General features: G+C 46.5%; 27 protein-coding genes and 1 pseudogene. 16 read left to right on the top strand and 12 right to left on the bottom strand.

What is annotated here, in order from left to right; translation table 11 throughout:
• Window positions 1-18 precede the first annotated feature (18 nt).
• Genes HP568_RS12505 through HP568_RS12515 form a run of 3 tightly spaced genes read right to left on the bottom strand, consistent with a single transcriptional unit; the run spans window position 19 to window position 3509 of the window.
• Entirely contained in the window at window positions 19-1413 is a 1395-nt protein-coding gene (locus HP568_RS12505) for a sensor histidine kinase (RefSeq protein ID WP_254551183.1), read from the bottom strand.
• A complete protein-coding gene (locus HP568_RS12510) occupies window positions 1400-2107 on the bottom strand; it encodes a response regulator transcription factor (protein ID WP_173629240.1) in 708 nt (235 codons plus the stop codon). Before HP568_RS12510 ends, HP568_RS12505 begins: the two co-directional genes overlap by 14 nt.
• Before the next feature lie 37 nt (window positions 2108-2144).
• The gene (locus HP568_RS12515; RefSeq protein ID WP_048036250.1) at window positions 2145-3509 is read right to left on the bottom strand and encodes a hypothetical protein; all 1365 of its coding nucleotides are present in this window, start codon (window positions 3507-3509) and stop codon (window positions 2145-2147) included.
• Between the two features lie 254 nt (window positions 3510-3763).
• On the opposite strand from HP568_RS12515, the gene HP568_RS12520 reads away from it, so the two are divergent.
• The 6 genes from HP568_RS12520 to rpmG all read left to right on the top strand — a co-directional run bounded on the left by HP568_RS12520 (window position 3764) and on the right by rpmG (window position 7818).
• Window positions 3764-4720, top strand: a complete 957-nt coding sequence (locus tag HP568_RS12520; protein ID WP_173629241.1) for a hypothetical protein — start codon at window positions 3764-3766, stop codon at window positions 4718-4720.
• Between the two features lie 95 nt (window positions 4721-4815).
• Window positions 4816-5109 (top strand): polymorphic toxin-type HINT domain-containing protein, encoded by a 294-nt coding sequence (locus HP568_RS30030; RefSeq protein WP_048036143.1) that lies wholly within the window; start codon window positions 4816-4818, stop codon window positions 5107-5109.
• Between the two features lie 27 nt (window positions 5110-5136).
• Window positions 5137-5475: an EndoU domain-containing protein gene (locus HP568_RS12530; protein ID WP_173629291.1), complete on the top strand. Its 339-nt coding sequence runs from the start codon at window positions 5137-5139 to the stop codon at window positions 5473-5475.
• A gap of 10 nt (window positions 5476-5485) precedes the next feature.
• The gene (locus tag HP568_RS12535; protein ID WP_048036145.1) at window positions 5486-5803 is read left to right on the top strand and encodes a hypothetical protein; all 318 of its coding nucleotides are present in this window, start codon (window positions 5486-5488) and stop codon (window positions 5801-5803) included.
• Window positions 5804-6429: 626 nt separating this feature from the next.
• Window positions 6430-7644, top strand: a complete 1215-nt coding sequence (locus HP568_RS12540) for a GTP-binding protein (protein WP_173629242.1) — start codon at window positions 6430-6432, stop codon at window positions 7642-7644.
• Between the two features lie 24 nt (window positions 7645-7668).
• On the top strand, window positions 7669-7818 hold the full coding sequence (rpmG, locus tag HP568_RS12545; RefSeq protein WP_007726139.1) for a 50S ribosomal protein L33: 150 nt from the start codon (window positions 7669-7671) through the stop codon (window positions 7816-7818).
• Window positions 7819-7866: 48 nt separating this feature from the next.
• Here the strand turns inward: rpmG and HP568_RS12550 are convergent, their stop codons facing one another.
• From HP568_RS12550 to HP568_RS12565, 4 genes are all read right to left on the bottom strand, one after another.
• A complete protein-coding gene (locus HP568_RS12550) occupies window positions 7867-9294 on the bottom strand; it encodes a GntP family permease (protein ID WP_309142219.1) in 1428 nt (475 codons plus the stop codon).
• Between the two features lie 64 nt (window positions 9295-9358).
• Entirely contained in the window at window positions 9359-10492 is a 1134-nt protein-coding gene (locus tag HP568_RS12555; protein WP_173629244.1) for a glycerate kinase, read from the bottom strand.
• A 121-nt stretch (window positions 10493-10613) separates the two neighbouring features.
• Entirely contained in the window at window positions 10614-11768 is a 1155-nt protein-coding gene (locus tag HP568_RS12560; protein WP_173629245.1) for a CdaR family transcriptional regulator, read from the bottom strand.
• A gap of 75 nt (window positions 11769-11843) precedes the next feature.
• A complete protein-coding gene (locus HP568_RS12565; RefSeq protein WP_173629246.1) occupies window positions 11844-13007 on the bottom strand; it encodes a cation:proton antiporter in 1164 nt (387 codons plus the stop codon).
• 226 nt (window positions 13008-13233) lie between these two features.
• Here HP568_RS12565 and HP568_RS12570 point away from each other — a divergent pair, with 226 nt between their 5' ends.
• A complete protein-coding gene (locus tag HP568_RS12570) occupies window positions 13234-13578 on the top strand; it encodes a cupin domain-containing protein (protein WP_173629247.1) in 345 nt (114 codons plus the stop codon).
• A 50-nt stretch (window positions 13579-13628) separates the two neighbouring features.
• Here the strand turns inward: HP568_RS12570 and HP568_RS30035 are convergent, their stop codons facing one another.
• From HP568_RS30035 to HP568_RS12580, 3 genes are all read right to left on the bottom strand, one after another.
• Window positions 13629-13763, bottom strand: a complete 135-nt coding sequence (locus tag HP568_RS30035; RefSeq protein ID WP_007726154.1) for a hypothetical protein — start codon at window positions 13761-13763, stop codon at window positions 13629-13631.
• A 26-nt stretch (window positions 13764-13789) separates the two neighbouring features.
• On the bottom strand, window positions 13790-14080 hold the full coding sequence (locus tag HP568_RS12575; protein WP_048036153.1) for a hypothetical protein: 291 nt from the start codon (window positions 14078-14080) through the stop codon (window positions 13790-13792).
• Between the two features lie 98 nt (window positions 14081-14178).
• Window positions 14179-14592, bottom strand: coding sequence for an Lrp/AsnC family transcriptional regulator (locus tag HP568_RS12580; RefSeq protein ID WP_048036154.1), 414 nt, complete (start codon window positions 14590-14592; stop codon window positions 14179-14181).
• 118 nt (window positions 14593-14710) lie between these two features.
• On the opposite strand from HP568_RS12580, the gene HP568_RS12585 reads away from it, so the two are divergent.
• The 5 genes from HP568_RS12585 (at window position 14711) to HP568_RS12605 (ending at window position 18115) form a co-directional block, all read left to right on the top strand.
• Window positions 14711-15469, top strand: a complete 759-nt coding sequence (locus HP568_RS12585) for an MBL fold metallo-hydrolase (RefSeq protein ID WP_048036155.1) — start codon at window positions 14711-14713, stop codon at window positions 15467-15469.
• Between the two features lie 151 nt (window positions 15470-15620).
• Window positions 15621-16214, top strand: a complete 594-nt coding sequence (locus tag HP568_RS12590) for a winged helix-turn-helix domain-containing protein (RefSeq protein WP_007726169.1) — start codon at window positions 15621-15623, stop codon at window positions 16212-16214.
• Entirely contained in the window at window positions 16211-16468 is a 258-nt protein-coding gene (locus tag HP568_RS12595) for a hypothetical protein (protein ID WP_048036156.1), read from the top strand. Before HP568_RS12590 ends, HP568_RS12595 begins: the two co-directional genes overlap by 4 nt.
• Window positions 16469-16503: 35 nt before the next feature.
• On the top strand, window positions 16504-17085 hold the full coding sequence (clpP, locus tag HP568_RS12600; protein ID WP_173629248.1) for an ATP-dependent Clp endopeptidase proteolytic subunit ClpP: 582 nt from the start codon (window positions 16504-16506) through the stop codon (window positions 17083-17085).
• A gap of 16 nt (window positions 17086-17101) precedes the next feature.
• Window positions 17102-18115 (top strand): NAD-dependent epimerase/dehydratase family protein, encoded by a 1014-nt coding sequence (locus HP568_RS12605; RefSeq protein ID WP_173629249.1) that lies wholly within the window; start codon window positions 17102-17104, stop codon window positions 18113-18115.
• Window positions 18116-18186: 71 nt separating this feature from the next.
• On the opposite strand, the gene HP568_RS12610 is transcribed toward HP568_RS12605, so the two are convergent.
• The gene (locus HP568_RS12610; RefSeq protein ID WP_173629250.1) at window positions 18187-18822 is read right to left on the bottom strand and encodes a hypothetical protein; all 636 of its coding nucleotides are present in this window, start codon (window positions 18820-18822) and stop codon (window positions 18187-18189) included.
• A 102-nt stretch (window positions 18823-18924) separates the two neighbouring features.
• Entirely contained in the window at window positions 18925-19695 is a 771-nt protein-coding gene (locus HP568_RS12615; RefSeq protein WP_173629251.1) for a hypothetical protein, read from the bottom strand.
• A 238-nt stretch (window positions 19696-19933) separates the two neighbouring features.
• Between HP568_RS12615 and HP568_RS30165 the strand changes: the two genes are divergently transcribed.
• The 4 genes and pseudogenes from HP568_RS30165 to HP568_RS12640 all read left to right on the top strand — a co-directional run bounded on the left by HP568_RS30165 (window position 19934) and on the right by HP568_RS12640 (window position 24077).
• Window positions 19934-21619 (top strand): methyl-accepting chemotaxis protein, encoded by a 1686-nt coding sequence (locus tag HP568_RS30165; RefSeq protein ID WP_173629252.1) that lies wholly within the window; start codon window positions 19934-19936, stop codon window positions 21617-21619.
• 242 nt (window positions 21620-21861) lie between these two features.
• Window positions 21862-22232, top strand: a pseudogene (locus HP568_RS29760) (helix-turn-helix domain-containing protein); the annotation flags it as partial.
• A 137-nt stretch (window positions 22233-22369) separates the two neighbouring features.
• Window positions 22370-22987: an IS607 family transposase gene (locus tag HP568_RS12635; protein ID WP_048036159.1), complete on the top strand. Its 618-nt coding sequence runs from the start codon at window positions 22370-22372 to the stop codon at window positions 22985-22987.
• Window positions 22965-24077, top strand: coding sequence for an RNA-guided endonuclease InsQ/TnpB family protein (locus HP568_RS12640; protein WP_048036160.1), 1113 nt, complete (start codon window positions 22965-22967; stop codon window positions 24075-24077). Before HP568_RS12635 ends, HP568_RS12640 begins: the two co-directional genes overlap by 23 nt.
• Window positions 24078-24098: the final 21 nt, after the last annotated feature.

Raw genomic sequence — 24098 nt, forward strand, 5'->3', positions numbered from 1 at the left:
CATCCGCTCTTCCTGCTTTTATTGATTCGCCAACAACGGTAAATCCACCATAATTGATGTTCCTTGACCAAGAGCGCTGCTAACCGAAAACCGCCCGGCATGGAGTTGAATGATCTCTTTGCAGATCGCCAACCCCAGACCACTGCCGGAAAGCTTGGAGCGCCCCTTGAAAAACTTTTCTGTGACATGCGGCAAGTCTTCCGGGTTAATGCCTTCACCAGAATCCGTGACGGTGACAAGGAGCCTATCGCCTGACAACGAAGCTGCGATAACGATTGAGCCGTTTTGTGGCGTGAATTTCAATGCGTTGTCCAATAGATTCACAAATACTTGCTTGAGTCGATTCGCGTCTCCCATAACCATGAGTGGGGTAGGGGGAGTCTCCAGCTTCAATTCGATTTGTTTCGCATTGGCACGTACTGAAAATTGAAGATGCAAATCATGGAGAAGATCCCGGACATCCATGCGTTCGCGAGACAATTTCATCTCACCGGATTGAAACTTCGAGAAATCGAGCAATTCCTCGACGAGCCCGATCAACCGATCTGTCTCCTTGGAGATGACTTCGAGACCGAGCATCGTCTCTTCAGGCTCTTCCAAACCACCCGAAATGAGCGTTTCGCCCCATCCTTTAATCGACGTAAGTGGGGTACGCAACTCATGGGAGACAGAGGAGATGAAGTCATTTTTCAGCTTTTCGTTCTTCCCAATCTCCGCTGCCATGTAATTAAAAGTGTCCGCGAGGGTTCCTACCTCATCCTCGTATCGTTTTGGCGCGCGGACAGCGAAATTTCCTTCCGCCATTTGTTTTGCCGCATTCGTTAAATCTTCGATAGGGTCAACGATTCGCTTTGCCATGAGCAGGCTGAGCGCAAAAGCGAGGAAGACTACGCCTGTCCCGACGCCAGCCCCGTACAAGGCAATGCGATTTACTGCTTGATAAAGCGGTTCAGCGGAGATCGTGTACCGCAGAACGCCTACAAATTCTCCGCTGTACGTAAGCGGATTGGACACCGCGATGACACGCTCCCGCGACTGCGGGCTTTTCCCGATGTACAAACCACTTTGCCCCTTGAGGGCATCCATGACGTCAGGGGTATTGATGATCTCGCTGGTCTGAAAGCCGTAGGAGTTGAGAATGACTTTTCCTCCTGGGTCCAAGACCTCAATTTTGGCGTATTCCTGATTCGAAACATTCTCCAAAATGTAGCGTGCTTTGTCTTTTAACCGATAGCCAGTGGCGTACTTGTTAATAAAATTGGTGAAGGTCGTGCTGCGGGTCACTAATGCTTCGGTCGCAGTCCCGATGTAATACGTATGAACGGCCCAGTAAAACAGTCCTTCCAAGAGCAGTACGATCAGAAGGAGAATCAGGCCGAAATGAAGAACCAGCCTACTCTTAATGCCTTTCATCTGGGACGTCCTTTCGCCACAGGTAGCCATACCCCCAGACTGTCTCCAGGAAAGCTGGATGAGCGGGATCATCCTCGATTTTTTGCCTTATTCGGCGGATATTCACATCAACGATTTTTAAGTCCCCGACGAAAAATTGACCCCAAACTGCTGTCAAAATCTCATCCCGACTGATGGCTTTGTTTGCATTCTCAGCCAGTAATTTGATGATGGCGAATTCTTTTGGCGTGAGGTCAATTTCATGTTCCGCCCGAATCAGCTTGCGTTCATCGAGCAACAGCGTGAAGGGGGCAATGTTAATTTCATTTTTGTCCTCAACCTCAGGAATGGGTGTCAATCTGCGGTGCAACGCTTTGACACGGGCCAATAATTCCGCAGGGCTAAACGGCTTGGAGACGTAATCGTCTGCTCCGAATTCGAGACCCATGACTTTGTCCAGCTCCTGGCTTTTGGCCGTCAGCATAATAATTCCGAGACGCGGATATTTTTTTCGCAGCTGCCCGCATACTTCGAAGCCATCAATGCCGGGGAGCATGACGTCGAGAATCGCAATGACGATGTCTGATTGTTGATCTGCGAGATCAAGTGCCTCTTCTCCGGTCCCAGCCTCAATTACCTCATAGCCCTCGCGCTTGAGATTGATGCGCACAAAATCCCGGATGGATTTCTCGTCTTCCAGTAATAAAACCTTCATAGGGCAAATCTCCTCGATAAGGATATACTATTTCACTTTATTCCCGGTTTGTCATCGGTTTGAAGAGCTGACGAACTTCTTCAGCGGTAAGCTGCATCGATCGATATTCCGCGAGAGCAGCCTTTCCAAGGGTAGGTGTCGTTTGCGGTAAAATAGCGATCAAGACTTGTTTGCCCTCTTCCTTCAGCAAAATGTAGGGAACTTGCTTTTGCTTCAATCCGCTTTCAAATTTGATCCATTCGTTTTGTGGAATGCTTTGCAGCGTTAGTAATTCTGCCTTATTTTTGCCATTCGCACCGTAATAAAGGAATCGGACGAGGAACGGATTCGTATCATGGTTGATGGAGATGGTGTATTTTTCGCCCCATTTTGCCGGAATCTTGAGGTCAAAGCTTTGCGTGTAATTTTGATAATGATCTTCGATGTGCTTCAAGCCCGTTTTCCCGTCCCATTGGAAGTAGGAGGAGACCCAAGGGATTTCTGCCATGGCCAAATCCTCTGTCCCAGCGGGTTGTATCTTCGTGCCGATCTCGATAATGCCATCACCATTGATATCTTCACTTTCCAAAGAATAAGGCTTGAAGGTCAGATCCATCTCTCCTTCTATTTTTGCCAAAGGGTTGGACAGTTGTCCATTGTCCCAGAGGAGTAGTTCAGTGGAAGCAGAGTGAGCACCTAATCCAGCATCAATAAATAGTCCGTTTCGGGTTGGCGATGCTTTTCCGATGATAGCCTGATAGTAGCCATTCACATATCCGTCAAGGGCTATCTCTGTCTTTTTGGCGATTGTGCCATTCGCCGCCCCATACAGCTCCGCTTTGGATGTGAAGTTATTTTTATCGAGAACAACGAGAGCGAGATCCGCGTGATCATCTCCTGTCAAATCGCCAACTGCCATAATGGAATAGGGCTGCTTCATCAATTCCTGGGTCATATTATTCGCTAGCGAATAAACGGAGAGCTCCTTGTTCAAATCTTCGCCGCCTCCCATTCCAATCAGCATTTCCGGAATTTTGTCTTCAGTGAGATCTTGAAAGGAGACGTAGTCCAATTCGCTGCCGACACCAGTGAAGGAGGAGAGCTTTTCCCAGTTTCCTTGCTTTTGGGTAAGCACAAGCACACCGATTTCGTAATCGGTTTTTTCGGTTTTGTAAAAAGCGACGACCTCTGCAACCCCATCCCCGTTTAGATCCTGTAGGGAGACGGCACTGGCTTCTGCGGGATGAAGAGGAACAGATAATTGTGATCCAGCCGGCAAAAATTGCATGACGGCCTGATTGATCGATTTTTGATCGCCGTCTGCTGACGGGGCGCGCATTAATTCATTGGGTGTATCTGTGAGTCCGCAACCGCTAACAAGCGAGGCGCAGAGTGCTGTCGTTACGAGCCAAGCCTTTTTCATTTCAAATGTTCCTTTCTGTTGCTGCATCCATTTGACTATATTGTAGCTTGCCCATCCCGCAAAATTGTTGCAAAACGGTAAAAAAACCCGTTTTCGAGCTTTTCAAGAACAAGCGAACATGTTCTAAGCTCCCTTATACAGGAAAAAAGTGCGAGAGAACAGGGAACATTTTACTAGCAACAATTGACCTAGCAAATTCGTTTAAAAATGTAGGATAGGAGTTGGATGTTATCTATACGAAGGAGGAGAATAGGATGAAAGCATGGCACAAAACGATGGCGGCAGTTCTTTGCAGCGGTGCGGTTCTCATGGCTTCGGGCGTTGGGGCTGACTCGGTTCAAGCGAGCGGCACCCAATCGCAAGCGTACGCGCCGGTAGTCTTATTGCAACCAGAGCAAAATATCCCGTTCACCATACAATTTGCCGATGGATTTGTGGCAAAAGTAACGAATACAAAAACAAAAGCGACGAGTACAGTAGATATATCGGACAATAAGGCTACGTACGTGAAGCAAGGAATTTATCATGCCAATGGAAAGCTGCAAAAGGCAACCAATGGATATACGCAAAAGCTGGTAGAGCTGGTACCATTCCGGGATGCCAAGGGCAACCTGCGTTATATGGGCAAGCAAACCTTGCATGGGCTGAATACGGAGGATCGTTTGGCAGTGGCGATCAGTGTGTGGAACATCGTCAATAAACAGCCGCAGCTTTTACAGGTAACGGTTCAAAAAGCAGACTGGGACAATATGCCGTCACCAGATGTGACGATCAATAGCGGATTCAGTATGGGCAGCGATAGTACCTTTGTCCTTGATACGAAGTATGCAGACGTGACCGGAGACAACATCAAGGATCTTATTTTACTCGTAGGTGATAAGATGGGCGTATCGATGAATCAGACGGCCCATAACTTGCGCGTCGTGGTTCGCGAAGGGAAGGATAATCAACAGACGTTTATCTCTGTAGGAAAACGCGACAGCGGTATTCTTCCGAAGCTCGCCATCACGGATGGCAATGCTGATCAAGTGAAAGACATCCTCGTTACAATGCCGACTGCAACAGGTCATGTGTACAGTCAGCTTACGTGGAAAGAAAATCGCCCGCAGCCAGTCGTCGAGCAGGGGAAATTGAATGATCGTCAGGCGTACCAGCCAGTCATTGGGGCTTATGGTGAAGCGATTGAGATGAATAAGGCGAAAAAACAATAGTGGAGCAGGCGTGGAGGAAATCAGTCAGAGTGAAATCTGGCTGATTTTTTTGTAGTAGCCTAGCGGAAGAACCCAGTCTCCAAGGAGGTACAAACATGAGTCATGCGCTACCGACACATTTAGAAAGCATGTACAACATGGTCAAGAGGGCTTTCCCTGATGGGATAACAGAAGAGGAGTATTACTGTTTGCTGTTTGTCATGTATGAGTCAATGTCCAATAACCTGATGATAGACTCCATCAAGGTTGTTCAGCATGACAAGAAGGTTAAGGTTTACAATTTTACAGTTGCTGATTTCCATACTTACTTTGTAAGTGGGTGGGGAGTATGGGTTCATAATACCGCATGCATTACCATTACACCTGAGAGATTGGCACATGCCTCCTAGGGTGATTTTACCACCACTAACCGATTAATTAATGGGCGACATGGACAAGAAAATATAGACGATTTAATTGCTAATAATATTGAATTCAATATAGTTAGGGAATATTCGAATGGAGTGAGAATCGGGAATATTCCAAGCCATAAAAACGCGAATAAAAGATCAGGGACTGGCCAAGCCTGGTTTCCACAAAGCTGGACTAGAGATGATATTAAGAATGCTGCAGAATATGTAGCAAATATCTCGACAAACAGTAATAAAGAGGATGGGGTTTGGATGTTTGCAGAATATAAAGGTGTTCGTGTAGGTGTTATCAAAAACAACGGCTCAATTGGTACAGTAACCCCAGATAACAGTAGTCAACCATGAGGTGATTTTATTGAAAGAACTAGATATGATTAAAAAAATCATCGAAAAAAGAACATCCCTTCATCCGGATGATCCAAGAATCGTAGAATGTTGGGGTGAGCTTACAGAAATTTTTTCTAGAAATGAACAGTTTGTTATGGATGTTCTAGAGCAATGCTCTGAAGAAGAAATATTTTGGCTAAGTGAAATCTTTGAAGATATATCTTTGTATCTCCAAAGTAGTTCATTTATACGTTTTCTACGATCTATCCAAAAGAAGTACCCGAATATTGATATTGAGCTAGATATTCAATATGCAGAAAAAGTACTGGAAGATAAGAGTTGTTAGTGTGCGGACCTTGATGGATTATCCTCTATCAAGGTCTTTTTTTTGCAGAAGTAAGAATTAAGTCGATCAAAATACTAGAAGAATACCAAATAACATGAAACTAAAAGATTTTAGTATATGCTATAAGTGTACTCAGGTATTTATGAATAACCACGATAGAATATATCCATTTTTTGGAGTTTGCCTTGAATTGCTTCATCGAAAGACACAGATTTAACAGTACTACTATGATATTGCGTATACAATTGACGGTGAGTTTTCGGATGAGTATTTTGGTATGTATAAATAAGCGTAGAAGTGTATTGACTAGTTAGGGACTTATCTCAAGAGTGGGGTTTGAAGGTACTAACGGCATTTCCAGCTGTCAAATAAAGAGAGGGATATAATGGAGAAATACAGTACGTTTCAGTACTTTCTTGAATGCTACTTTAATGTTAGTGCCAATTACAATGAGTTGTATGGGAGTAGTTTGAATGATGCCTTGGAAGGATTCCTTTCAAGGATTTTTCATTTTTTTCAAATCGTAATAATTACGTTTTATATTGACTTTGGTCATTCTAATGCGCTATGATAACAAACAAATCGTAATCATTTCGTTTTATATTAGTCAAAAAGGAGAACCCACCATGAACAAAAACGAAAATAAAATCCCCGTCACAGTTCTGAGCGGGTACCTGGGAGCAGGCAAAACCACACTGCTGAACCACGTCCTAAACAATCGGGATGGGCTACGAGTCGCCGTGATCGTCAACGACTTGAGCGAAGTAAACGTAGACGCCTCTCTTATTCACTCAGGCAGTGGTCTTTCACGCGTGGACGAAAAGGTCGTGGAGTTGTCGAATGGCTGCATTTGTTGCACCTTGCGAGAGGATTTGCTGACGGAGGTAGAGCGTCTGGCCTTGGAAGGACGGTATGACTACATACTGATTGAATCGACGGGAGTAGGCGAGCCGGTTCCCGTCGCCCAGACTTTCACATACGTAGACGAAGAAAATGGCATCCATTTATCGTCGTTGTGCCGCTTGGACACGATGGTGACCGTAGTGGATGCGTACCGTTTCTGGCATGACTTTTCGTCCGGCGAAAACCTTTTGGACAGAGGGCAGGCAGTTGGCGAAGAGGATACCCGGGAGGTCGCCGATCTTTTGATCGACCAGATTGAATTCTGTGATGTATTGATCCTGAACAAATGCGATCGTGTCGCTCCTGACGATTTGATACAACTGGAAGCCGTTCTGCGCAAGCTACAGCCAAATGCTCGCTTTATCCGCGCTGTCCGTGGGCAGGTAGACCCGAAAGAAATTTTGAATACCTATCTGTTCGACTTCGAGACTGCCAGTCAATCAGCGGGATGGATTGCTGAGCTGCAAAAGGAAGTGCATACACCTGAGACAGACGAATACGGAATTTCCTCCTTCGTTTACCGCGGTCGCAGGCCCTTTCATCCAGCTCGGTTTGAAAAGTGGTTGGAGGATTGGCCAGAGGAAGTCGTGCGAGCCAAGGGCTTTTTCTGGTTGGCGACACGAAATGACGTGGCGATGTCACTCAGTCAGGCGGGGCCATCCATCGAGATCGGAACGGCAGGCTATTGGACGGCAGCGTTATCGGCAGAGGAGCAACAAGCCATTCTGGCAGAGGAGCCGGACTGGCAGCAAACATGGCATCCTGTACATGGGGATCGAACGACAGAGCTCGTCTTTATCGGGATCGATCTAAACCAGGAGCAAATCGTGAAGCGTCTCAATGCATGTCTCCTGAACGATGAGGAATACGAGGCGGACTGGAGTAAGCTACCCGATCCACTCCCGACATCAGATGCGGTTATCGAGACGACAGTATAACCAAAAAAGAGGAGGCTGACATCTATGCGCGTGAACGTTACCCTGCAATGCACGGAAACCGGAGATCGGAACTACATCACCTCTAAAAACAAGCGAAATCATCCGGAACGTTTGGAACTGAAAAAATATTCCCCCCGTCTGAAGCGTTATACCCTGCACCGCGAGACGAAGTGACATGACAAAGCTCTCCCTTTGATTCAGGATCAAGGGAGAGCTTGCTTTTTACAAAAGAATCAGTGCCAAGATTGCTACCACAACAATTCCCGTAATACCTTCCACGAGTGTCGCCAATGTCTGAGCACGATACGCGGTGGTGAGGCTCATTTTAGAGAACTGAGACACGACCCAGAAATAAGAGTCGTTCACATGACTGACGACCATTGCGCCGCTGCCAATTGCCATGACCGTCAGGATTTGCCCGATCGGAACAGTCCCCAGCATAGCGTCCAGCCCAAGCGAAGGCAAGAGCGGCATGACAATGGTGGAGGTGATGACGAGAGAGGCAGTCGAGCTGCCTTGTGCTGTTTTGATAACGGCAGCGATCAGGAAAATCACGATCAAGCCACCGACCCCAACCATCGCTGCGTTGCCATCCAGTAACGATTTGACATAGTCAGCGATCGGAGTCGCTTTGATGATCGCACCCAAAGCACCACCAGCACCGGTAATCATGATGATAATGGCTGAATCCAATAGCCCGGCACTCATCCAGTTGGTCAACGTTTCTTCATTTCGTTTTGGTAGTAATCCGAATATTGCGAACAAAAGACCAATAAACAACGCATTAACAGGGGCACCCAAGAAAGAGAGCAGTGTATGCGTAAAGCCGCTAGTCAGCAAAATCTTTTGGTCCTCGGCATCAACCCCTACCGGGAAGTTGGCAACAGAGCCAATTGCCATGAGCAGAATCGGAATAAGAATAGGCGCAAAAGAAGCAAAACCGGAGGGAAGCTTACCAAAACGAGCTTTGTATTCTTCAAAGGTTTCTACTGCCTCATCGAGGTCGGCTGGGAGTTTGTCTGCGACTTTTCGCGCCCATATATGCCCTGCAAGAGCGACAGGGATAGAGACGATCAGACCTACGACAATGACCCAAATCAATCCTTCGGGTCCAATGCCTACGTTGGTCGCCGCTGCAATTGGGCCAGGCGTAGGAGGTACCAGCGTGTGCGTAGCATAGAGTCCTGTAGAGAGGGCGACTCCCAATGTGACAACACTGACACCCGTGCGTTTGGCTAAAGACTTTTTTAACGAAGACAAAATGACGTAGCCCGAGTCACAAAAAACAGGGATGGAGACGATCCAGCCGATGATGCTCATCGCAATCGCAGGATGTCGATCACCGAGCAGGCGCAGTACGACCTCTGCCATTTTGACGGCGGCACCAGAGTTTTCCAGAATTTTTCCGATCAGCGTACCGAAAATGATGACGAGTCCGATGGAAGTGATGATTCCACCGAAGCCACCTGCGATTTCTTTTCCGATATCGGCAATCAAAGGCTTGTTGATGCCGTTGAGCGTGCCGGTAAGGTTGGTGAGCAAAGCAAAAATATACGTACTAGAAATGATGGATAAGAACGGATGGAGCTTCCATTTCGCAGTGGCGTACACGATTAATACAATGCTGATAACGAGGAGAAGTAAAATAATCGGACCTAGCTGTACGACTTCAGGACTCATACATGACGTACCTCCTTTAAAAGTAAGTGGACGATCAGATTTTCATGCTATAGATACGCATGACCTGCTCGGCTGTCTGCTCCAGGAGCGAGGCGGCTTCGCGCATCGATTGATCCAGCGTCATCGGTCTGTTGGTAATGCTGACAACGGCAGAAACACCTTTTTCATAAAGGACGTCGATGCCTTCTCCAATGGAACCAGCGAGGACAATGACAGGAATGCCATATCGTTGGGCAACTTGGGCAACTCCACATGGCGTCTTTCCCTGGGCCGTCTGAAAGTCGACTTGTCCCTCACCCGTGATAACAAGACTAGCTTTGTCCATGGCTTCTGCGAGTCCGTTCGTCTCAATCACAAAATCAATCCCGGAACGGAGCTGTCCATTCAGAAAAGCGAGAAGGGCACCAGCGACACCGCCGGCAGCACCTGTCCCAGGCAAATCGTGAATGGCGAAGTCACGGGTCTTTTTGATCAAGTCAGCGAAATGGCGCAAAGAATCATCCAATTGCAGCACCATTTCCGGCGTGGCTCCTTTTTGCGGGCCGAAAACTTGAGAAGCGCCATTGGGTCCAACAAAAGGATTGGTGACATCACACGCGATGACGAAATGACAGTCAGCTAGCCGCTTATCAACCTGACTCGTATCAATGCGGCTCAGTCGTGATAATTCACCTCCTCCAAAAGAGAGTGGCAGATCGTCTTGATCGAGTAGCGTGTATCCAAGAGCCTGGAGCATGCCAGCACCGCCGTCATTGGTAGCGCTTCCACCAAGTCCTAGAATAAATTTGCGGCAGCCCTGATCGAGTCCAGCCGTAATCAATTGACCAAAGCCATAGGTGGTCGTGACAAGCGGGTTGCGTTCTGCGGTAGAGATCAAATAAAGACCAGATGCAGCAGCCAATTCGATTACACAGGTAACACCGTCACCCAAGATGCCGAATTCAGCAGAAATGTCCTCGCCGAGCGGGTTTTTTACAGTGGTGGTCAGTATTCTGCCGTTTGTGGCATCGACCAGGCATTGCATAGTACCTTCTCCGCCATCAGCCATTGGTTTCACGATGAGTTCACTGTGAGGGAGTACGCGATGGACCCCGGAGCGAATGGCTTCGCCTACTTGTTTGGCAGTCAGGCTTCCTTTAAAGGAGTCGGGAGCAATAACGATTTTCATGACGGTGTTCCTCCTGCTGCTTAATTATGATTCACTATACAAAAAGAGCTTTCCCGAAGCATTTAGCAAACGATACAAAGGATCGTGTCGAAAAATATTCTTTTTTGTATACATTGTCTAGTCAATGAAAGCGAAGCAATTCCAGCGCCAGCTTCATTTTGAAGGCGTCGGCAAAATGACGGGGATGTAAACCGGATATTCGTTCGATTCTTTCCAGTCTGTAGAGCAAGGTGTTGCGGTGAATGTTCAGACGTTGGGATGCAAGCGTCAGGTTATGATCCGACGAAAAAAGGACCTGTAACGTCTCCATAAGCTCATGGTGCTTGACGAGGGGCCCTAATACTTCTCTGATCACGCGCTGCCGAGATTCTTCTCTGGTCTCCAGCAGCAGAATCTCCAGGGCTGCATCGTCATAATGGCAGATCGACCCTTTTTCGGGAAAGCGTTCTAATACGATTAGCGTTTGTTGCGCTTCCTGAAAAGACTGCTGCATACAGGAGAGATCGGCATAACCGTGACCCATCGTGACGAAGAGCTTTTCTTGCCCCAGAGAATGGAAGAGTGAAGATAGCTTCCCGGCACATTCATACAAGTATTGCTTCACTTTTTGCGTTCCGTATCGATTGCGCAAATCGGTGACAATGATCCAGCGATTATAGTTCACGGCTGAGATACAGACTTGATCAGCGTATTGAAAACAGGCTGCCATTTTTGATTGCCATTGTCTGGACGAAGAAGATCTCACTGACCAATCGTCCTGGCCCTCTTTTTGAACGATGACGATAGAGCGTGGACCGCTTAAATCGAGTCCTAGCAATTTCCCTCGGGATTGCACAACTTCCGGTGAGGAATCAAGTGTTCCGGAGATTAAGTCCTGCACCAAAAAGTTGAGAGAGCGTTCTTCCAGTGCCATCTGCTCTGTCAGGTACGCTTGCTGAAGCATCATTTCCGTCATCATTCGCACGGCTTTTCCAAAAGGGACGACCTCTCTGGGGGACCCTGAAATACCTATCACTCCGACAATCTCCTGCTCAAAAAAAATCGGCATGTTGATACCAGGACGAGTTCCAGACCATTTTTTGCTCTCTTGCGTAGTCAGGACGATTTCTTCGCCAGACTTGATGACTTGCTGTGCAGCTTCATGGATGGTCGAAATCCGCTCGGGATTGCTGGAGCTGATAATGATGCCATCTCGATTCATCACATTGATGTTGAGCTGGGTGACTTCCATCGTTCGTTTGACGATCTTGTCCGCCAGCAATTTGTTGAGTTTCATCGGCATCATCTCCTTTGTGTTCATCATAAAAAAGACTGTCCCCCGCGTCTATGGCGAGAAACAGTCTTGGTTGTGTTAGGCGTTCTTTTTTAATGCCATTTCTTCTGGCTGCGATGTTTTCGAGAAGAACATTTTCATCATTGGCGGAGTGACAATGGTGGTTAAGAGTACGACGATAATCAGGACGGCAAACATGTCTTGAGTGAGCAAGTTGTTCTCCAAACCAATCGCGGCGATAATGAGTGCCACTTCCCCACGGGATACCATGGCAGCACCGATGGCCATCGAGTTTTTCCACGGGAAGCCTGTGATTTTTGCACCAAAAGCACCACCGATGAGCTTGGAAACAATCGCGATGACGCTCAGAAGCACAATCAGTCCGAGATTTTCCAAGATGCCAGAGAACTGTGCCGTTACCCCGATCGAGGTGAAAAACACGGGTACGAAAACCGCGTAGCTGATGGTTTCGACCTTGTGCGTTACTTCTTGCTTGTAATTGGTCAAGCTGATGGCAACACCGGCAATGTACGAACCGATGATAGCAGCAACCCCTGTATATTCAGCAAAATATGCGAACAGGAAACAGATGATAAGAGCTGCGGAAATGACCGATTCTGTAACCTGCAACGGAGCGAATTTTTTCAAAATCCAAGGGACAACCTTCCAGGAGAGAACGATGACGATGGCAAAAAACGCAACCTTTTTCAAAATCACCATGCCGAGATTAACGTCACCGCCAGCAAAGCTCATCAAGAAAGCGAGTGCCAAGATGACCAAAACGTCATCAATAACAGCGGCTCCCATGATCGTTGCACCTTCCCTTGATTTTAGCTTGCCCAATTCCTTCAACGTTTGTACGGAAATACTCACACTGGTAGCAGAGAGCAACAGGCCCAGAAAGATCGATTCGATGTTGGAGAGACCAATCACAATCCCGGCACCATAACCGAGTGCAAGTGGCATGACAATCCCTGCGACACCTACGCTGGTTGAAGACTTGGCGGTGCGTTTGAACTCATCAATATCGGTCTCCAAGCCCGCGATAAACATGAGCAGGATAACCCCGATTTGGCTAATTTCCTTGAGGATTTCTGTGTCTGTGACCAGCCCGAGAACGGTAGGACCTAAAACGATACCGATGAGCAGTTTCCCCAAAACGGATGGCTGTCCCAGCCGCACACTGATGTCCCCAGCGATTTTGGAGGCGATCAAAATGACAGCCAGCTGAAAAATAAGCATGTGGTTTCCCCCTTTTTACGAAATAAAAAAGAGCCCGCAATCACAGACTCCTTTTTGTCGGCTAAAAAAGACAAAAAGAACCCTATGATGACAGGCTCCTCCAGTAACGAATCAAATATTCACTTAGAATACACAAATATTTTAACATACTGGGCAGAAAAAGTAAACACTTGGTGACAAATGCTCCTCAGCGTGTGAAGATAGAGCAAAAACCGGAGGAGCAGGTATGGTGAAAATCAGCAAAGAGAATGCAGAGCATTATCATTGGGGCGATCAATGCGATGGCTGGCATCTGGTCAAAGGCCAAGAGCTCAGCGTCATTCATGAGCGGATGCCGGGGAATACCGCCGAAGTGCGTCACTATCACGAGCGGTCGCGTCAGTTTTTCTTCGTGCTATCAGGACAGGCTATTCTGGAAATGGATGGCGTTCATCATGAGTTGGGCAGGCAGGAAGGGGTAGAAGTGCCTCCGGGAGTCAAACACCAGATGAAAAACGAGGGAGCAGAGGATGTGGAGTTTCTGGTAATTTCGCAGCCGACAACAAGAGGAGACCGCATCCAAGCAGATTAAAGAAAGCCTGACCGTCAAAAGAAGCGGTCAGGCTTTTGTATGCGTCAAGCTTATTTGAAATTGGTGAAATCGGACATTTGCGCGAAGATATCTGCCAATGCGTGCATTCCTTCGAATGTTTGATAAGCGAAAATAGGCAGACCCACAACAAACAACAAAGCTTCTCCGATGTATTTGGCGATCATATGATCAACCTCCTTTTGGATTTTCGTTACGCTACGCGATCCAAAACAAAGGAACCATATGTATCCATTTCGCCATCTGTATGCTGTATGCGCCTGAATAAGCGAAGGCGCTGCGGTTGCCTTGCCGCCAATGGATAAGTCTCGACCAACAATGTGTTAATGGAAGGTCGGTACGTATCGGTGACGTTCTGGTGTAGAGCCCGATTTTGCAGGCAACACTGTCTGAGACAATAAGCAGAAGTGAAGCATCCTACAAAAAGCGCGACCAAGGCGAAGAAATCTTCCAGCGAAAACAGCAGCAATAGCATATCTTCCATGGCGATTCTCCTCCTTTCGTATTCATCATTCTACTCTTGTTCACAAAATCGTGCAATCCTGAAAAAGCATGAGAGCGGATACATTTCCAAACTGCCAACTATTTCAATTTGTTAATCGATAGGTTGACACGGTAGTTCCCAAAAGGAAGCAGGGCATCTAAAAAATGATTGAGAGCATCTTGATCTGGAACATGTACCACCATGGTATAGCAGCCTTCACCGCTGATGCGGTGCGCCTCGACGATCTCGCTGCGACTTTTGATAAAACGAGTGAAGAGAGAATGATCGGTAGTGGTCATGAACATGGTAACCAGTGCAGTGAGGACCGGGGAGATTTTGGCTTCATCAATGAGAGTTGTATAGCCTTGAATAATGCCTTGCTCCTCCATTCGTCTAATGCGGTTTCCGACGGCTTGACCGCTTAGATGGACCTGTTCGCCAATGTCCTTCCACTGCAATCGGCTGTTTTTGCGTAGCAAGGCAAGGATGGAGAGATCAATTTGGTCTAGCATGTATATCTCCTTTCACGGCGAAAGTCGGTAGCCAGCAATCGTTTCGCGGCAACCGTTAACGATCTTATACAATAAATGTACATCCATTATAACGATAACGAGGAAAGGAAGAAATGACATGCAGATTCAGCTTGTACGACATGCTACCTTGCGTGTGGAATATGCAGGGCTGACATTTTTGGTCGATCCGATGTTTAGCTCCAAGGGCGAAATGCCAGCAGTACCAAATACACCAAATCAGCGCACGAATCCAGGAGTAGAATTGCCCATATCCGTGGAGGAGGTACTCGCTGACGTGGACGCTCTCTTGGTGACGCATACCCATTTTGATCATCTCGATGAAGCGGCCATACGCCTTCTCCCGAAACATTTGCCTGTATTTTGCCAACCACCGGATCTGGATAAGCTGGTACAGCATGGCTTCGAACAAGTCATTGTCATCGAAGAGGAGTATACATGGCAAGGGGTTCACCTGCATCGGACAGGTGGTCAACACGGAACAGGGGAAATTGGACAGCAGATGGGGTCAGTATCTGGCTTCGTTCTGGAGCGCGCTGGTGAGCCGAAGCTGTATGTGGCGGGGGATACGATTTGGTGTGAGGAAGTGGAGCAGGCTGTTGCAGCGTATCGTCCTGATGTGATCGTCGTTTTCGCAGGTGCGGCCCAGTTCTTGACGGGAGACCCGATCACGATGACGAAGGAGGATATCGTCCATGTCGCAGATGCCGCGCCCGACAGCCGTATCCTCGTTGCCCACATGGAGACGTGGAACCATTGCTTGCTCAGCCGCCAGGAATTGAGTGAATGTTTGCAGGAAAAACAGTTGTCCAATCGCGTCCATGTTCCGCAGGATGGCGAAACCATCTCATTTCAATAAGCGAACCGAATCGTAATGAAAAACAAAAGCTCCGCAGGTCATAGCGGGGCTTTTGTCGTTGTCGAAAAAAAGGCTTATCCATCATTTGACAAACAAAAACGAACGTAATAAACTATTTTTACGTAAATGATTAATGTCATGAGGTGTTGTTGTGGCGCACGAACAACTGGAAACATATGTAGTCGAGAAGCCGGAACAGGCGATGGCGCTATTGAACCCGCTCCGTGCCGAGATATTAAGCCGTTTGGCAGAGCCTGCTTCAGCAGCAGAAGTCGCACGTGGTATCAATGAAATCCCGCAGCGTGTCAATTATCACTTGAAGGCCTTGGAAAAGGTCGGATTGGTCAGACGGGTAGGGAGTCGACAGGTGCGCAATCTCGTCGAGGTGCTTTATTTGGCGATTGCGCGGACGTATGTGCTCTCGGAAGGACTGAACTGGGGCAACGATACCGTTCAGCAAATGAAGGATCAAGGATCGTTGTCTCATCTGGTCCAGACGGCAGAACGAATCAAGCGGGATGCCATGCTCTTGCTGGAGCGCTCCGATCAAGAGGTGGAGGTTCCGAGCGCCTCACTGAATGCGAGTATTCAGCTTGCCAGTGCGGAACAGCGCAGTGCTTTTGTAGAGGAATACGTCCAACTGGTGAATCAGCTTGTGGCGAAGTATCAGCCAAAAGAAAAGGGACAAGAGACATATCAGGTGGTTCTCGCGGTTTATCCAAAACAAGGAGGAGACGAGGCATGAAGGCACAAGCTGTGGAGTCAAACAAGTCCAAACCCGTAATCGTTTGGGAAAATCGTATCCAGCCACAATCTGATCAGGTCATTGCCATGCCAGCTCGAAACGGAAATGGGGTTGCAGTCGAAAGAGAAGCAGCTGTTCAGACATGGTCAGTAGGTCCGGCGAGTAATCCCGCAGTGGTGACGCAGGTTTCATCTGGATTTAACAGAAAATCAGTGGCAATGCCACAAGCAACCAGCATGCGTATGGCCGCGTAAAAAGTCGAGTGTAAACAAGTGAAGGAGGGTTTTTCATGAATCTCATTCCGGTAGTAGTCGAGCAAACGAGTTATGGAGAGAGGTCCTATGACATTTACTCCCGGTTGTTGAAGGATCGCATCATTTTTCTCGGCAGTGCCATCGATGATCAGGTAGCCAATGCAGTCGTAGCTCAATTACTGTTCCTGGCAGCAGAGGACCCGAAAAAAGACATTCACCTTTATATCAATTCGCCCGGAGGCTCTGTCACAGCAGGGATGGCGATTATCGATACGATGAGTTTCATTGCGCCTGATGTGTCCACGATCTGCACAGGGATGGCAGCTTCCATGGGAGCGATGCTTCTTGTCGCAGGAGCGCCGGGCAAACGGTACGCGCTGCCCAATGCAGAAGTCATGCTCCACCAGCCGTGGGGAGGCAGTCAAGGACAGGCGAGCGATATCAAGATCGCAGCCGACCGTATTTTACGACATCGCACCATGCTGTATACGATCATCGCGGAGCGTACGGGAAAGACAGTCGAGCAAATCGAAAAAGATGCAGACCGCGACTATTTCCTTACCGCCGCAGAGGCGCTTGAATATGGCTTGATTGATAAAGTGATCGAAAAATTGTAGAGATGGGGGTGCTGGGGTGAAGATCCTGTTTTTGGGGGGAACGCGTTTTATCGGTCCACATGCAGTGAAGCACTTGGCAGAATTAGGTCATGAGGTTGCTGTATTTAATAGGGGGCTTAACCCCAGTGCTGCTTCTCTTCCACAAGGTGTTGTCTTTATTACGGGAGATCGTGCCCACCTGAATGAATATCGGGAGACTTTTCGTTCCTTTGCACCTGATGTCGTTATTGATCTGTTTCCGTACACAGAAGCAGATGCCCGCCTGCTGATAGAAACGTTTCAGGATATAGCAGGCCGTGTCGTAGCGATCAGTAGCTGTGACGTGTATCAGGCATTCGGACGGGTAAACAAGATCGAATCGGGTCCGATTACGACGGAGCCGCTTACGGAAGAGTCGACGCTTTGTGAGAATCGTTACCCGTTCCGTGGAGCAAGGCCAGATCGTGAAGATTATGACAAGGTACTCGTGGAGCGAGTTGTGATGGGGCAGCAGAGCTTGCCAGGCACGATTTTGCGCTTGCCGATGGTGTATGGCCCCCATGATTACCAACATCGCGTCTACCCGTACCTTCAGCAGATGCGTGACGGACGTCCGTTTATTTTGCTCGAAGAAGGCTTTGCTTCTTGGCGATGGGCACGCAGCTACGTAGAAGACATCGCGCATGCCATTTGTCTGGTGGCTACCGACGATCGAGCAAAGAATCAGATTTATCACGTAGCAGAAGAGCAATGCTTGTCGATGCGAGAGTGGATTGAGCGAATCGGCAGCGTTTACGGTTGGAATGGCAAAGTGATTACAGCTCCGTCTACTGAGTTACCGACCGAATATGTCATGCAGATCGAAACGAAGCAGCATATTCAACTGGATACGGCAAAAATCAGGCGAGAGCTGGGGTATACAGAACAAACGACTGCAGAGGAGTCTATGCGACGTACGATTGCATGGGAGATTGATCATCCTCCTGAGAACATTTTGCAAGGAATGGACTACATTATTGAGGATAAAGTGGCTGCGAAGCTCGGAGTTTAGGCGTACCGAATGTTTGAACCGTCAGGGATTTTGCCTGACGTTTTTTTCTGCACACGAACGTGTTTAAAGGATTAAGTTTTATCGACTTGTTCCAGGAAGTTGTTCAATTGCTCCATAGCGTTGTTAACATTCATAAAAAAGATATCGATATCCGTAACGGTATGCTTTTCAAGTAATTTCTCAGGTTTGGTAATTAAAGTATATAGATTTATACCTGTCTCATCCTTTTCTTGCTCAGGGTATACATAGATGAGTAGATCGTCAATTCGCTCTCTTAGCTCAATGATTTCATTTGCGGTGAGTTTTGCCGCTATATGTTCTTCTGTCAACAAATCATTAAGCTGCCTTGTAAGTTGGGATAATTTGCGATTCGCGTCAAATAATTTTACGATGGTTTGTTCATTGTAGTGTTTTGCAAAGTAGAGCGAGATGATATTTTCTACACTTTCATAAATTTTCTTCCTGCCATTTCCTTGTTTATACCCACTAACATACATTTGAAGTGATTCCAATGTGATTTCTTTTCCATTAGCATTACCTAAAAAATCACTGATAGATCCAATGTATCTATAGTTATTAAATACATTTTCTGAGTAGGTGTATGCAAGCATGCGGATTTCATCTTCACTGATATCTACTGCATCCTTATTGCATCCGGAGGTCACCAACACTAGCATCAAGGATAGCATGATTAGTATCTTTTTCATTATTACCGCCCCTTCATTATAATTATATAATAAAGACTGAATTTTCCCGCTCCATCAAGAAAATAGGTGTCCACCATAAAGGGGGACACCCAAATATTAACATTATCCTTTCCAATATTCACCTGTAGAGGTGAGTGTATTTAAATACTTCACACCCGTGTTCCATGTTATATTAAAACCTCCACCGCCACCTGATACGTTACCACCTATCCCAGTAATTGAAGTGCTTGTCCAAGAATGGTCATATTGTAAATAGACCCGCTCTTTTTTGTTTGTTGTAACTTTTTCAAGTACAGCGGTTATTGTGCCATTTGTAACATATCGATCATTAATCCAAAAGCCAACACCTGCGTCTGTAGCGCGTTTTGCTAACGCTACCTTACCACGTTTTTTATCAGTTCTTGTATCGAAGTAAGCTTCTTCATCACCCAAGCCATTCCAACCTTGGATGACAACCCCATCTACGTCTATTGGCATACTTCTTTTATTATCTGTATAAACACCTACGAAATCGTATGGATCACGTCCGACAAAACCTTCTTTCTCATCCCACTCCCAATATCCAACAAACACATATTGATCACTTTCATCATCGTAAACAATTCTATCAGTAAATGTTATCCATCCTTCCTCGTTAGATAATGCATTGATCGGTTTTCCATCTTCACCATCTGAATTTACTACCTTCAAATTATTGTATTTTTCTTTTGTTATTTTCATTGCCTTATCAAAATCTTTCGTTTTTCTTACTTGCTCTCGTAAGTAATCTAATTTTTCGTTAAGTTTTTCAAGTTTTTCTTGTTTTACTGCTTTCTCGTATTTTGCATCAACTTTTTCAGCAAAAGCCATACTTGGAACAGTGAGCAATGACATTGAAAGTGCAAGAGGTGTAATTATCTTAGATAAATTATCTAATATTAACTCATCTCCCTAATTATGGTATATACTTCGTTTGTATTCTACTATGTACTTGGATGTTTGTTCAATATTTTTTGAAAAATACTAAAATTACCCCAATTTAATCTGGCGGTTTTTGTTTGCACATCAAAGTGTTTGAAGGAAAGAGGAGCCGGGAATGAACAAGAGTATCAGATGACGGGAGGCTCACCTTGTGAAAATCAGAACAAAAATCATCCTGGCTTTTGGTGTCATATTGGCAGTCATGTTCGGTTCAGGTACGTATATGCACCTGGAAATGCTAGCAATGAAGGCATCCTACACAAAAATTATCGAAGAGGAAAAATTATTGACGGACCTGCGTGAAATGCAGTTCATTATGACAGGTCGAAATAATGACGAGCGAGCCTACTTGTTAACAGGCGATGAAGAATTTCGGATGGAATTGAAGGGAAAGGCAGCAAAGGTGGACAGCCTGTTTGCCAAAATGAACAGTTCTCTAGAGTCTTCGCACCATCGTGAAAAAATGGAGGAGGCAATGGGACTGTACAAGTCCTTTCTGGAGTCGAGTGATAAAGCGGTAGAGGCACAGGATAATGGGCTACATGAGGAAGCCATCGCTCATCACTTCGGCAAGGAGCGGCAATCGAGAATAGCATTGGATTCGGTTGTGAGTGGATTGGTCGAAGAGGTGCGTAATGAAATCGAAGTAGATAGACAGGAGCTGGCGGAGAACGAAGGAATATCGGCCATGATCCAGTTGTTTTTTAATGCAATGGGAATTCTCGTCGCGATTGTGGTCGGCGGTTTTCTGATTCGCTCGATTGTGGCACCCCTGCATCGGGTGAACAAACAGCTACACGATATCGCTGAAGGAAAAGGAGATTTGACGCAAGAGTTGACCGTTTTTTCCAAAGACGAGATTGGACAGTTGGCAGGCTCATTCAACCGGATGCTAGCTAACTTACGAGAGCTGATTTCTCAGGTTCGCGGGCATGCCCAGCAGGTTGCAGCCGCGGCTGAACAACTGACAGCGAGCTCGAAGCAAACGAGCCAAGCTACGGAACAGATCGCCATCACGATCCAGGAAATGACGGAAGGAACGGACAGGCAATCCCAAAACGTAGAAGAGAGTCAGCAAGAAGTCGAAGAAATATCCGCAGGAATTGAAAAAATTGCGGCACGTGCGCAAAGCGTATCTGCTGCGGCTGCCAGTACCTCAGAGCTGGCGACAGAGGGGGATCGAACCATCCAGCAGTCGGTTACCCAGATGAACGGGATCGGAGAAACGATGGAGAATTTGACTGCACTGGTAGGTGGCTTGGGAAAACGCTCCGAGCAAATCGGTCAAATCGTGGAAGTCATTACGCAAATTTCAGGTCAGACGAATCTATTGGCATTGAATGCTGCCATCGAAGCGGCGAGGGCTGGCGAGCATGGCAGAGGCTTTGCTGTCGTGGCGGATGAAGTGCGAAAGCTGGCGGAGCAGGCATCTGCATCGGCACAAGAAATTTCCCAGTTGGTAGCGTCGATCCAGATGGAGACGAACGAAGCGGTCCTCACGATGGAAAAAGGCTCTCAAGAAGTATCAGATGGAATGGGAGGTGTCGCAAGAGCAGGAGAAGCGTTCTCTCAAATTCGCGATGCTGTTGTGGGCGTGACGAATGAGATTCAAGAAGTATCGACTGCTGCACATACCCTTACGGAAAGTACAGGCAAGGTCGGACAATCGATGCAGATGATTGCCACTGTCGCGCAATCGGCTGTCTCTCACTCGGTGGAAGTCTCGTCTGCTACAGAAGAACAGCTTGCTTCGATGGAGGAGATATACTCCTCGGCTGCATCACTGGCGAGTCTCGCGGATGATTTGGAAAAACTGATAGGCCATTTCAAGGTATAAAGCTTTGCTACAAGATACACCCCTTAGAATCGACAGAATGATTCCGAGGGGTGTTTTTGATGGAAAAGACAATCCCGAGCTTGAAAATAGATCCGGTGATCCCGCTAATTCTTCCGATCATGTGGGCAGGGAGCACTTTTTTTGATTGGCACCCCGGGCTAGCTTGGCGAAAGTGGGGGAATCTTTTTGTAGAACGTACGTTCTTGTTGTGGTAAACTTCTCCTGTGGGGAGGTGAATCGCGATGCTCCGTAAAAAAGTGTTTCATTTTCGAATTTTCCCTAATCAAGAACAAGCCGTACTCATCTCGAAAACATTGGGGTGTAGTCGCTTTGTGTTCAATCGATTTCTTGTACGCTGGAACGAAACCTACAAACAAACGGGCAAAGGGTTAGAGAGCACCGTCCTTCAATCCTCCCTCCCAAACCTCGCAGATACATTCACCCGATTTATATGAATGCAAGCATCCGGATCGACGGTAACCAAATCAAGCTGCCAAAGCTTGGCTGGGTGAGATTCGCAAAATCCCGAGAAGTAGAAGGGCGGATTCTAAACGTCACGGTGCGAAGGAATCCGACTGGAAAATATTTGGCTTCAGCAGTAATCGTGGAAGATGAATCTATCACAGCGCCTCTAGTTGCGCTATGATAAGGCTTACATGTCAAAAGGTGGAGGTAATCAACGGAAATATATAACATTAAACAACTTTGTACAAAAATAAACCTATAGTACAATGTAATCGGTGATGAAAAATGTACGCTATAGGGAAGTTTGCAAAGATGATCGGTGTAACACCTAAAACGTTAAGGGAATGGGATAAGTCAGGAAAGCTAACCCCAATTCTAGTAAAAGAAAATGGGTATCGTTATTACTCGGATGAACAGTTGTATGAGTATCTACGAAGACCTGCTGTCGAGCAGGAAAGAATAACAATTGGCTACTGCCGAGTATCAAGTAACAAGCAGAAAGATGACTTAGAACGTCAAGTGGATAATGTAAAATCCTACATGATTGCGAGAGGTTACTCTTTTGATGTGATTACAGATATCGGCAGTGGTATTAATTATGAAAAACGTGGGTTGCTTCAACTCATGGATTTCATCATTCAAGGTAAGGTTGATCGCGTTGTTGTTCTTGACAAGGATAGGTTACTAAGCTTTGGCTTCGAACTCTTTGAGAATCTATGCAAAAGATTCAGCGTTGTTGTTGAAATAATAGACAACTCCGAGAAAACAGAAGAACAGGAATTAGTTGAAGACCTTATCCAGATCGTAACGGTGTTTAGTTGTAGATTGCCAGGAAAGCGAGCAAACACAGCAAAGAAAATGATAAAGGAGTTGGCAGAAAATGATTCTAGCGAAGAAAGTTAGGCTCAAGCCAACTCCTGAACAAGAGCGACAACTTTGGAAATCTGTCGGTACTGCTCGTTGGGCTTACAACTGGACGCTTGCAAAACAAGAAGAAAACTATCGTAACGGTGGAAAGTTCTTGCTAGACGGTGATCTACGTAAGGAACTGACGCAGCTAAAGCAATCGGAAGAATATTCTTGGTTGTATGAAGTATCCAATAACATCACAAAGCAGGCGGTCAAAGACGCCTGCGATGCTTACAAGAAATTCTTCAAGAAGTTAGCGGAAAAGCCAACCTTCAAGAGCAGAAGACGCTCTAAGCCGTCTTTTTACAACGACAACGTGAAGCTGAAAGTTAAGCAGAATCACGTTCTCATTGAAAAGGTCGGATGGGTAACGACATCTGAACAATTGCCAACAGATGTGAATTATACGATGCCTCGAATCTCTTTTGACGGGAAGTATTGGTACTTATCTGTGGGTGTTGAACAAGAATTCATTCAGCCGGAGCTGTCAGGCGAGAGCCTTGGAATTGACGTAGGCGTAAAAGAGCTTGCGGTATGCTCTAACGGAATGACTTTCAAGAACATTAACAAGACAAAGGTAATGAAGAAAGCAGAGAAACGCTTGCGTAGGTTGCAACGTAAGGTTTCTCGAAAATACGAAATGAATAAGGAGGGAAGCCGTTTCGTCAAAACTTGCAACATTGTAAAGGTCGAGAAACACATTCGTTTGCTTCATCGGAGATTAACGAATATCCGTACCAATCACAGTCACCAAGCTACTAGCGCTATCGTGAAAACCAAGCCTAGCACAGTAGTTATGGAGACATTGAATATCAAAGGCATGATGAGGAACCGCCACCTATCAAAAGCTATCGCACAGCAAAAACTTTACGAGTTCAAGCGACAGTTACAGTACAAGTGCGAGAAATATGGGATTCGCTTTATGGAAGCCGACAAGTGGTATCCTTCATCCAAAACCTGCTCTGATTGCGGTGAGGTCAAGAAAGACTTAAAGATCTCAGATCGAATATTCAAATGTGTTTGTGGGCTAGTGTTAGATAGAGATGTAAACGCTTCTATTAACCTAGCAAAATTAGCGAGCTAACCCCAATAAGTTACCGCTAAT

The organism is Brevibacillus sp. MS2.2 (assembly GCF_013284345.1).
GTDB classification, from domain to species: domain Bacteria; phylum Bacillota; class Bacilli; order Brevibacillales; family Brevibacillaceae; genus Brevibacillus; species Brevibacillus brevis_C.

Coding starts and splice junctions, on each gene's coding strand:
- clpP (WP_173629248.1), top strand. CDS start 16,504: ATGAATCTCATTCCGGTAGTAGTCGAGCAAACGAGTTATGGAGAGAGG.
- HP568_RS12555 (WP_173629244.1), bottom strand. CDS start 10,492: ATGAAAATCGTTATTGCTCCCGACTCCTTTAAAGGAAGCCTGACTGCC.
- HP568_RS12575 (WP_048036153.1), bottom strand. CDS start 14,080: ATGGAAGATATGCTATTGCTGCTGTTTTCGCTGGAAGATTTCTTCGCC.
- HP568_RS12635 (WP_048036159.1), top strand. CDS start 22,370: ATGTACGCTATAGGGAAGTTTGCAAAGATGATCGGTGTAACACCTAAA.
- HP568_RS12595 (WP_048036156.1), top strand. CDS start 16,211: ATGAAGGCACAAGCTGTGGAGTCAAACAAGTCCAAACCCGTAATCGTT.
- HP568_RS12615 (WP_173629251.1), bottom strand. CDS start 19,695: ATGTCATTGCTCACTGTTCCAAGTATGGCTTTTGCTGAAAAAGTTGAT.
- HP568_RS12610 (WP_173629250.1), bottom strand. CDS start 18,822: ATGAAAAAGATACTAATCATGCTATCCTTGATGCTAGTGTTGGTGACC.
- HP568_RS12580 (WP_048036154.1), bottom strand. CDS start 14,592: ATGCTAGACCAAATTGATCTCTCCATCCTTGCCTTGCTACGCAAAAAC.
- HP568_RS12515 (WP_048036250.1), bottom strand. CDS start 3,509: ATGAAAAAGGCTTGGCTCGTAACGACAGCACTCTGCGCCTCGCTTGTT.
- HP568_RS12585 (WP_048036155.1), top strand. CDS start 14,711: ATGCAGATTCAGCTTGTACGACATGCTACCTTGCGTGTGGAATATGCA.
- HP568_RS12565 (WP_173629246.1), bottom strand. CDS start 13,007: ATGCTTATTTTTCAGCTGGCTGTCATTTTGATCGCCTCCAAAATCGCT.
- HP568_RS12570 (WP_173629247.1), top strand. CDS start 13,234: ATGGTGAAAATCAGCAAAGAGAATGCAGAGCATTATCATTGGGGCGAT.
- HP568_RS12540 (WP_173629242.1), top strand. CDS start 6,430: ATGAACAAAAACGAAAATAAAATCCCCGTCACAGTTCTGAGCGGGTAC.
- HP568_RS30035 (WP_007726154.1), bottom strand. CDS start 13,763: ATGATCGCCAAATACATCGGAGAAGCTTTGTTGTTTGTTGTGGGTCTG.
- HP568_RS12520 (WP_173629241.1), top strand. CDS start 3,764: ATGAAAGCATGGCACAAAACGATGGCGGCAGTTCTTTGCAGCGGTGCG.
- HP568_RS12505 (WP_254551183.1), bottom strand. CDS start 1,413: ATGAAAGGCATTAAGAGTAGGCTGGTTCTTCATTTCGGCCTGATTCTC.
- HP568_RS12640 (WP_048036160.1), top strand. CDS start 22,965: ATGATTCTAGCGAAGAAAGTTAGGCTCAAGCCAACTCCTGAACAAGAG.
- rpmG (WP_007726139.1), top strand. CDS start 7,669: ATGCGCGTGAACGTTACCCTGCAATGCACGGAAACCGGAGATCGGAAC.
- HP568_RS12560 (WP_173629245.1), bottom strand. CDS start 11,768: ATGAAACTCAACAAATTGCTGGCGGACAAGATCGTCAAACGAACGATG.
- HP568_RS12510 (WP_173629240.1), bottom strand. CDS start 2,107: ATGAAGGTTTTATTACTGGAAGACGAGAAATCCATCCGGGATTTTGTG.
- HP568_RS30030 (WP_048036143.1), top strand. CDS start 4,816: ATGAGTCATGCGCTACCGACACATTTAGAAAGCATGTACAACATGGTC.